This window comes from Pseudomonas bharatica, from assembly GCF_048586865.1.
GTDB classification, from domain to species: domain Bacteria; phylum Pseudomonadota; class Gammaproteobacteria; order Pseudomonadales; family Pseudomonadaceae; genus Aquipseudomonas; species Aquipseudomonas bharatica.
Genome location: NZ_JBMAWR010000008.1, coordinates 186,642 through 194,230, shown reverse-complemented (window position 1 = coordinate 194,230; position 7,589 = coordinate 186,642). Strand labels below are relative to the sequence as shown.

The following is a 7,589-nucleotide window of genomic DNA, read 5'->3' as shown; positions in this document are numbered from 1 at the left end:
CAATGGGCGGAAAACCCCGCTCCCACAGGGTACGCGCAACAGCCGCCTGAATTGCTCAACAAGGAAATGCAATAATTAAATATTCATCTGATTTTTTATTCTGAAAAATAATAATAAAAATAGATCAAAACAGTATTTCTGCCCTTCCCTTCCCCCTTGCTACAGTCCCTCCAGACCCGACCCCTCGCACGGTGGAGGCGCCCGATTCATCCACCTGCGAGTACGCCCCGATGAGCCATAGCATTACCCGCCTGCCGAACCACAACCATCGCCTGCAACTGAGCGCCCCGACCACCCACGCCGATCTTCACGCCGAACGCCTGCACCGCAAGCAACGACTCGCGGCGTCCTATCGGCTGTTCGCCGAGCTGGGCTTCGAGGTCGGCCTGGCCGGGCATTTCACCGCCCGCGACCCGATCGAGACCGACCATTACTGGATCAACCCGCTGGGCGTGCCGTTCTCGCAGATCCGCACCAGCCATCTGCTGCGGGTCAACGGCCAGGGCCAGGTAGTGGAAGGCGACGGCCTGCTCAACACCAGCGCCCTGGAACTGCACTACGAGTTGCAGAAGGCCCGTCCGGAGGTGGTCGGCATTGCCCATCTGCATGGTTTCCATGGCCGGGTGTGGTCGTCCCTGGGCCAGCTGTTCCAGCCGATCACCGCCGAGTCCTCGGCCTTCGTCGGCGAGCAGGTACTGTTCGACCGCCACGCCCTGGGCACCGCCGATCGCGACCTGGTGGCCCGCGCCTTCGTCGAGACCTTCGCCGACAACAACCTGCTGGTCTGGCAGAACCACGGCCTGTGGACCACCGGCCAGACCGTGGAAAGCGCGGCGTGGCGCTTTATCCTCGCCGATGACACCGCCCGTGCTCATCTGCTGGCGTATGCCGCCGGCCAACCGCGCATTCCGCAGGTGGGCGAGGACAGCTTCGATGCGGCCCAGCGCGAGCTGTTCGGCTGGCTGAACTTCCTGCCGCTGTGGGACCGCATCGTCCAGCAACAACCTGATCTGCTGGACTGAACCATGAATATCGACCTTCACCGCCGCCGCTTCGTCCAGCACAGCGCCCTGCTCGGCCTCGCCGCGGGCATGGCTCCGGCGCTGGCGAACACCCCTAAGGCGCTGCGGGTCTGGCGCTACAAGGGCCAGGCCGCAAGTTTTCTCGGCGATGCCGGGCAGGCTGCCACGCCCTATCCGGTGGAATGGGTGGACATCCCCGGCGGGGCCATGGTGCTCGAGGCGTTCGCCAGCGCCAGCCTCGACTACGCCTTCATGAGCCCGGTGCTGCCGTTGTTCGCCAGCGCCGCCGGCAACCCGCTGGTGCTGATCGCCAGCTACCAGGGCGAGCAGAACCGTAGCGGCGTGATCGTCAAGCGCGGCAGCGGCATCCGCTCGATCAACGACCTCAAGGGCAAACGCATCAGTTTCGTACGCGCCACCGACACCCACTACCTGGTGCTCAACCTGCTACGCGACAACGGCCTCAGCCTTGACGATATCCAGGCCCGGGCGATGCCGGCGCGCGATGCGCTGATCGCGTTCCAGAACGGCCATCTCGACGCCATCGTCGCCGGCGGTATCGGGGCGCTCCAGGCCTTGACGCAAATGGACGGCGAACTGCTGGCCGATGCCAGCCGCTATCAGTGCGGCAATTACCTGATCGCCACCAGCGCGAAGGTGTTGGCGCAACCGGGCAAGCAGGCGCAGATCGCCGATTTCCTCGAACGCGAACGCGCCACCTGGGACTGGGTGGAGCGCAATCCCGACGCCTGGGCCGCGCGCAACGAAGCCCTGACCGGGATCTCCCGGTCCCTCTACCTGCAACAGTTCGACCAGCGCCAGCGGCCATGCCGCCTGCTCCCGGTCAGCGACGAGGACATCGCCGCACAGCAGCGCATCGCCGACCTGTTCCATGACAGCGGCCTGCTGCGCCAACCGGTGACGGTCCGCGACTTCTGGGACCGCCGCTTCAGTTCATTGCTCAGCGGCCAGGGATCCGCCGCGGCATAAGCGTACCGGCGCGCGCCGGACGAGACACAGGCACGCCGAACCACGGGAGCAATGGACCTCCCGCGGGCCCGGCCATGCCTGGAAAACGTGAAACAACCTATGAGAGCCCGTTCGATCGCACATCCAGGGCCTGACTGCCAATCGAACCCTTAGGAACCGTCATGAAGTCCGTATTCACTCCCTTGTCCATGGCCCCGGCGCTGCTCGCCGGCTATCTGTTCAACCCGCTCGCAGTGGCCGCCGACAGCGATACCGCGCTCGGCACGGTGATCGTCACCGGTTCGCGCGGCAGCGAGGTGCGCACCGTCACCAGCAGCCCGGCACCGATCGACGTGATCGACAGCAAGCAGCTCGAACAGACCGGCTCCAGCAGCCTGCGCGAAGCCCTGCAGAAAACCCTGCCATCGTTCTCCCAGCGCCCTTCCGGCACCTCCAACGACAGCGTCGCCCGCCCCTACAGCCTGCGCGGCCTGAACGGCTCCAACGTGCTGGTACTGGTCAACGGCAAGCGCCGCCACAACAGTTCGGTGATCAACCTCGACTCCACCGCCGCCTACGGCACCAACCCGGTGGACCTGGACATGATCCCGATCAGCGCCATCGACCATGTCGAAGTGCTGCGCGACGGTGCGTCGGCACAGTACGGCTCCGACGCCATCGCCGGGGTGATCAACATCATCCTCAAGCAGAACGACAACGGCGGCTCGGTCAGCACCCAGTACGGCCAGTACTACGAGGACGGCGACGGCGGCAACCTGCGCCAGACCCTCAACCAGGGCCTGGCCCTGGGCGACAACGGCGGCTTCTTCAACTACGCCCTGGATGCCAAGTCGGTGCAGACCGCCACCCGCTCCCGCGAGGCCACCGGCAACCTGTACTTCGCCGGCGACCCGCGCAACGCCACGGCCGACCGTGAAGTGCAGAAGAACGGCCTGCCGAAGATCAAGGCGATCAACCTGTCGTACAACGCCGAACTGCCGGTGAACGACGACCTGACCCTGTATTCCTTCTCGACCCTGAGCCAGCGCGATGCCAAGGGCGGGCAGAACTACCGGCGCCCCAACTCGACCAACATCATTCCGCAGATCTATCCGGACGGCACCGCGCCCTTCTACACCCTCAAGGAAACCGATTACCAGGCCGCTGCCGGCGGCAAGGGCGAGATCGCCGAGTGGCACTGGGACCTCAGCTCCACCTTCGGCCGGGCGAAAAGCCAGGCCGGCGCCGACGAAACCCTCAATGCCTCCCTCGGCCCCAGCAGCCCGACCCACTTCGATACCTACAGCAACACCTTTGACCAGTGGACCAACAACCTTGACCTGACCCGCGCCTTCGAGGTCGGCCTGAGCAAGCCGCTGCAGGTGTCCTGGGGCCTGGAACACCGCCACGAGCGCTACAAGACCGAGTCGGACGACCCGTTGTCGTGGATCAACGGCGGCTATATCTACCCCAGCGGCCCGCTGGCCGGACAACCCGGCTCGGTGGGTGCCCAGGGCGCGATCACCCTGACCCCGGAAGACGAAGGCCAGGCCAGTCGCAACAGCTACGCCAGCTACCTGGACCTGGGCTTCAACCCCACCGAGAAGCTCTACCTGGGCGCCGCCGCACGCTTCGAGAAATACGACGACAACAGTGGCAATACCCGCAGCGGCAAGCTCACCGCGCGCTATGACTTCACCCCGACCTTCGCCGTGCGCGGCACGGTGAGCAACGGCTTCCGCGCACCATCGCTGTCGCAGTCCACCTACGCCCAGACCGCCAACCAGTACACCACGGTCAACGGCGTGTCGCAGTTCGTCGAGGCCAAGACCGCCCGGGTCGACTCGGCCCTGGCCAAGGCCCTTGGCGCCGAGGACCTGAGCCCGGAGAAGTCGCGCAACATCAGCCTCGGCCTGACCTGGCAGCCGCTGCCCCAGGCCAGCGTGACCCTCGATGCCTACCAGATCGAGATCCGCGACCGCATCGCGCTGACCGGCTTCCTCTACGGCAACGGCGTCGATCAGATCCTCGTCGCCAACGGCTACAAGCCCGGCTACCGCATCAAGTACTTCACCAATGCCGCCGACACCACCACCCGCGGCATCGACCTGGTGGCCGACTACCGGGTCGACTATGGCCAGTTCGGCCGGGTGAAATACGGCATCGGCGCCAACTACAACAAGACCGATATCGACGACATCAAGCAGACCCCGGCCGCCCTCAAGGCCGCCGGCAACAATCTGGAACTGTTCGACCGGGTGGCCCAGGGTTACCTCACCGTGGCCAACCCCAAGACCAAGCTGATCCTCAGCGCCAACTGGCAGATCGAGCGCTTTACCGTCAACGCCGCGGTGACCCGCTACGACAAGGTCATCGCCCGCGACGCCAACCCCAACTACGACGTGACCTACGGCGCCAAGTGGCTCACCGACCTGGAAGTGGCCTATGCGGTCACCGACAACTTCGATATCGCCGTGGGCGCCAACAACCTGTTCGACGTACGCGCCGATAACAACGCCTACCCGGCCGGCGACGTCAACGGCTTCCCTAAATTCGGTTCGATCTCGCCGTTCGATCCGTACGGCGGCTTCTGGTACACCCGCGTCGCCTACAACTTCTGACCCCAACGATCGAGCGCCCGCCTCGTTCGGCGGGCGCCAGGAGAATGTTCATGAGCCAAGGCCAGTTCGTACTCGGCGCCTTCATCCCCGGCACCCTCAGCGGCAGCGCCTGGCGCCTGCCGGAGGCGCCGCTGGATACCTTCCGCAGCCTGGAGCATTACCAGTACATCGCGCGCAAGCTGGAGGACGGGCGCTTCCATTCGCTGTTCTTCAACGACACCCTCGACGTCAAGCTCGACCTGGCCCTGCAACGCGGGCCCAACAGCGTGCGCTGGGACCCGCTGATCCTGGCCCCGGCGCTGGCCGCCAGCACCCGCCATATCGGCCTGATCGCCACCGCCAGCACCACCTACAACGAGCCCTACAACGTGGCACGCAAGTACGCTGCGCTGGACCATCTGAGCGGTGGCCGGGCCGGCTGGAACCTGGTCACCTCCCTGGGCGGCGGCGAGAACTTCAATCGCCAGGAGCATGTCGAGCATGACGACCGCTATGCCCGCGCCGAGGAGTTCTACGACGTGGTCAGCGGCCTGTGGGACAGCTGGGCCGACGACGCCTTTATCCAGGACAAGGCCAGCGGCACCTGGCTGGACATCGACAAGCTGCATGTGCTCGACCACCAGGGCGAACACTTCCAGGTCCGTGGCCCGCTCAACGTGTCGCGCTCGCCCCAGGGCCATCCGGTGGTGGCCCAGGCGGGCGCCTCGGTGGCGGGCAAGCGCCTGGCGGCGCGGGTTGGCGAACTGATCTTCACCGCCCAGCACACCATCGAACAGGGGCGCGCCTTCTACCAGGAAACCAAGGCCGCGGCCGCTGCGTTCGGGCGTGGTGCCAATGAGCTGAAGATCCTCCCCGGCGTATCCCCGGTAGTCGGCAAAACCCTCGCCGAAGCCCAGGCCAAGTATGACCGCCAGCAGGAACTGCTGGAGCCGAAGGCGTTCCTCAGCTCGATTTCGAAGTTCGTCAGCCTCGGCTACGACCTGTCCGAACTGCCCTTCGACGAGGTGGTGCCACTGCCACCGGAGCATTTCACCACCAACACCCACCAGAGCCGGCAGAAGCTGGTGTTCGACCTGATCCGCCGCGAGCGCCCGACCGTGCGCCAGCTGTTCAACCAGCTCACCTCCGGCGGCCATCGGATCCTGATCGGTACCCCGGAAAGCATCGCCGATGACCTGCACGCCTGGTACGAGGCGGGTGCCGCCGACGGCTTCAACATCATGTTCAGCGGCCTGCATTCGGCCATCGACGATTTCGTCGACGGCGTGGTTCCCGAACTGCAACGCCGCGGCCTGTTCCAGCGCGAATATGCCGGTACCACGCTGCGGGAAAACCTCGGCCTGCCCTACCGCACCAACCGGTTTTTCTGAGGAGCGTCCATGATTCGACCCCTGGCAATCCTGGCCATCGCCGTGGCCCTGGCCGGCTGCGACGGCAAGCCCGAGCAAGCGGCCGCCACCGGCACCCCCGCGCAGCCGCAGACTGGCGGCGTACTGCGCGTGGCCTTCGACGGCGACCCGAACTGCATCGATCCGCAGCAGGCCGGCAACAACACCGCGCTCAACGTGGGCCGGCAACTGGTGGACTCGCTTACCGACCAGGACCCGCAAAGCGCCGAGATCCTGCCGTGGCTGGCCGAGCGCTGGGAAGTCAGCGAGGATTCGCGACAGTTCGATTTCCACCTGCGCGAAGGCGTGACCTTCGCCGATGGCAGCCCGCTGGATGCGGCGGCAGTTAAGGCCAATTTCGAGGCGATCGTCGCGCTTGGCGCGCGCGCGCAACTGGCCGGGACCTACCTGGCGGGCCTTGAATCGGTGGAGGTCACCGGCCCGTCGAGCGTGCGCGTCACCTTCAAGCAACCCAACGCCCAGTTCCTCCAGGCCAGTTCCACCATGAGCCTCGGGCTGTTTTCCCTCGACACCTTGAAACGCACCGCCGAGGAGCGCTGCCAGGGCGCCCTGGTGGGCTCCGGGCCGTTCACGGTGAAAAGCTTCGAGCACAACAGGCTGGTGCGCATCGAAGCCCGCCCCGACTACCGCTGGCCGTCTTCGATTGCCCAACACCAGGGCCGCGCCTGGCTGGACGCCATCGAGTTCCATATCCTCCCCGAGTCCGGCGTGCGCCTGGGCAGCCTGCTGTCCGGGCAGATCGATGTGAACACCAGTGTGCCGGTGCAGGACGAAGCGGTGCTGCAAGCCCAGGGCGTGCCCTCGATCAACCGCCCCAACCCGGGCATCGTCTTCAGCCTGACGCCGAATGTCTCGCGGGCGCCACTGGATGAGCTGGCAGTGCGCCAGGCGCTGAACAAGGCCATCGACCGCAGCCAGTTCCAGGGCGTGATTTCCCGTTACCAGAAGCCGGCGACCTCGGTACTGGCGAGCAGCACGCCGTATTACCAGGATCTGAGCAGTCATCTGGCCTACGATCCGGCGGGCGCGGAAAAGCTGCTGGATGACGCCGGCTGGCGCAAGGGTGCCGATGGCTGGCGCCAGCGCGACGGCAAGCGCCTGGGCTTCACCCTCGACTATTGGCAGGCCACTACCCCGGTGCTGGAGCTGGTACAGCAACAACTGCGCAAGATCGGCGTCGAGCTGCGCCTGAACAAATCCACCATCGGCCAGGTCAGCCTGCAACAGACCTCCCTCGACTACAGCCTGTGGTTCTTCAACCTGACCCGCGCCGATCCGGACGTACTGCGCACGGTATTCCTGTCTCCGGGACGCAACGTCAACGTTCGCGCACCGCTGCCGCTCGACCGGCTGCTGCTCGACTCGGCGGCCAGCCTCGACGGGCAGAAACGCGGTGCACTGATCCAGCAGGCCAGCGCCGAATTGCTGGACCTGGGCCATGTGCTTCCGCTGGTGGAAATGGCCACCGTCACCGCCTTCCGCGACGTGGTGCACGGCCTGCACTACGAGGCCTCGACGCGCCTGCAGTTCTACGACACCTGGCTGGCACAACCGGGAGGCCACTGAGC

Annotated in this window: 5 protein-coding genes; all 5 read left to right on the top strand. The window is 65.7% G+C overall.

The genetic code is table 11. The features are described 5' to 3' along the window. Positions 1-230 precede the first annotated feature (230 nt). The 5 genes from ACKLLE_RS12340 to ACKLLE_RS12320 all read left to right on the top strand — a co-directional run bounded on the left by ACKLLE_RS12340 (position 231) and on the right by ACKLLE_RS12320 (position 7,587). Positions 231-1,022 carry a class II aldolase/adducin family protein gene (locus tag ACKLLE_RS12340; protein WP_420058157.1) on the top strand — a complete coding sequence of 264 codons (792 nt, stop codon included), beginning with the start codon at positions 231-233 and terminating at the stop codon, positions 1,020-1,022. Positions 1,023-1,025: 3 nt separating this feature from the next. Then, entirely contained in the window at positions 1,026-2,012 is a 987-nt protein-coding gene (locus ACKLLE_RS12335) for an ABC transporter substrate-binding protein (protein ID WP_420058156.1), read from the top strand. A gap of 161 nt (positions 2,013-2,173) precedes the next feature. Next, entirely contained in the window at positions 2,174-4,612 is a 2,439-nt protein-coding gene (locus ACKLLE_RS12330; protein WP_420058155.1) for a TonB-dependent receptor plug domain-containing protein, read from the top strand. Between the two features lie 50 nt (positions 4,613-4,662). Then, positions 4,663-5,982, top strand: coding sequence for an LLM class flavin-dependent oxidoreductase (locus ACKLLE_RS12325; protein WP_420058154.1), 1,320 nt, complete (start codon positions 4,663-4,665; stop codon positions 5,980-5,982). Positions 5,983-5,991: 9 nt separating this feature from the next. Then, the gene (locus ACKLLE_RS12320) at positions 5,992-7,587 is read left to right on the top strand and encodes an ABC transporter substrate-binding protein (protein WP_279898282.1); all 1,596 of its coding nucleotides are present in this window, start codon (positions 5,992-5,994) and stop codon (positions 7,585-7,587) included. Positions 7,588-7,589: the final 2 nt, after the last annotated feature.

Bases quoted from the DNA above. Each gene is read 5' to 3' on its own strand.
- ACKLLE_RS12335 (WP_420058156.1), top strand. From the start codon at position 1,026: ATGAATATCGACCTTCACCGCCGCCGCTTCGTCCAGCACAGCGCCCTG.
- ACKLLE_RS12325 (WP_420058154.1), top strand. From the start codon at position 4,663: ATGAGCCAAGGCCAGTTCGTACTCGGCGCCTTCATCCCCGGCACCCTC.
- ACKLLE_RS12330 (WP_420058155.1), top strand. From the start codon at position 2,174: ATGAAGTCCGTATTCACTCCCTTGTCCATGGCCCCGGCGCTGCTCGCC.
- ACKLLE_RS12320 (WP_279898282.1), top strand. From the start codon at position 5,992: ATGATTCGACCCCTGGCAATCCTGGCCATCGCCGTGGCCCTGGCCGGC.
- ACKLLE_RS12340 (WP_420058157.1), top strand. From the start codon at position 231: ATGAGCCATAGCATTACCCGCCTGCCGAACCACAACCATCGCCTGCAA.